This window comes from Nitrosospira sp. Nsp13 (genome assembly GCF_900101945.1).
Taxonomy (GTDB): domain Bacteria; phylum Pseudomonadota; class Gammaproteobacteria; order Burkholderiales; family Nitrosomonadaceae; genus Nitrosospira; species Nitrosospira multiformis_D.
In genome coordinates this window covers 1-1,350 of record NZ_FMVD01000046.1, presented here as the reverse complement: position 1 = coordinate 1,350, position 1,350 = coordinate 1, and the positions used below count along the sequence as shown (strand labels likewise).

The following is a 1,350-nucleotide window of genomic DNA, read 5'->3' as shown; positions in this document are numbered from 1 at the left end:
GAAGCGATAGGGCGGACGCTCGCCCTGGCAGTTCGCTACGCTTTTCAGCCGCAGGACCTGGCAGCTGCCATCTCCAGCAATACCCGGCTTACCCAGATCGACGATACCGTGGTTACCTTGACGGTCGCGTACGGGGCGGTGCTGGGTCTCCTGGTGCAGGGACACAAGCTCAACAGGAGCCTTTCCGGCAAACTCATGCGGTTGGCAAGAGCGGGAAAACTGCCGTTCCATACTATGGCGCATACGGACATGCAGCCGCCTCAGGAGGACCTTCCCCGGGAAAATGGATATTTCGTCTCTCCGGATGCCCTGCTTACGCCCTCGTATGTGGCCGCAGCCGTGGTAGACCCCGAGATCCGTATAGAACCCGCATGGAAAGTCTCCATTGTTTATGGTATGACCTGCGCCATTTATCATCAACTTCCCGCAGCCTACCATCTCACTGCCCGCTTTCCGGACAATTTTGAATTGGCTGTGCTCCACGCCGTGAATGGCGGTGGTGAAAATCAAGCCCGCGCTGTTTTGACCGGCGCGCTCGTCGGAGCCCAAGTCGGGTTATCGGGAATACCTCGGCACTTTTTGGATGGCCTGGCCGAAGCCGAGACACTTCAGCGATTTGCGATGGAGTTGGCCTCGCGGGTAGGCGCTTCAACCGCCGGCGGACAATTAACTAGCTTCAGTAAGCACGCATAACGAGCGGTGTGGAAGGAGCGTTGTTTTGCAAGTCTGTCCCACGGCAAATTTCTCGTTGAATCAAGGATCCCGTGCCAGCCGTATGCCAGTAACCTGCCAACATGTTTTAGCGGGAAGAAAGTTACGAAAACTGGCTCGGATTCTCTCTTGGGGGCTAAGACATGATCCGCCTCGCAGTACATACTGATTTACCATGGATCTGCTGTTGTATTCCCCTATCGCCTCATCCCACACGTAAGATATAGGTTTCTCGGGATTTGGCTTGAATGGGCTATAGCCCGGGTAAGCGGAATAGCTTGAACGGGTCCACTCCCAGGCATCGCCATAGAGCTGAAGAATCTCCGGCGAAGAAATGTTATCCGATCTGGCTGATTCGGGATGGAATCGCTCATTATCGGCGAAGCACCCTTCTATTTGCTGCTGGAGAGCTGCATTTTCCCACTCTCCTTCTGTCGGCAGTCGCGAATCACACCAACGTGCGAAGGCATCCGCTTCGTAGAATGAGACATGGATAACCGGTAGATCGAGATTCAGAGGCAGCATTCCGTGAAGTGTAAATTCTTTCCATTCATTTTTGTCGGCACGCCAGTATAGGGGATGATATCTCTTGTTTGATTTGACCCAGTCCAATCCTTCTGAAAGCCATAATACTGGGTT

Annotated in this window: 2 protein-coding genes; one reads left to right on the top strand and one right to left on the bottom strand. The window is 53.9% G+C overall.

Annotated elements, in window-relative coordinates; genetic code table 11:
* Positions 1 to 693: ADP-ribosylglycohydrolase family protein (locus tag BLO43_RS16225; protein WP_139149322.1), on the top strand; the 693-nt coding region annotated here is incomplete at its 5' end.
* Positions 694 to 753: 60 nt separating this feature from the next.
* Here the strand turns inward: BLO43_RS16225 and BLO43_RS16220 are convergent.
* Positions 754 to 1,350 (bottom strand): SUMF1/EgtB/PvdO family nonheme iron enzyme (locus BLO43_RS16220; RefSeq protein WP_175444004.1); only part of this gene is annotated, 597 nt, incomplete at its 5' end.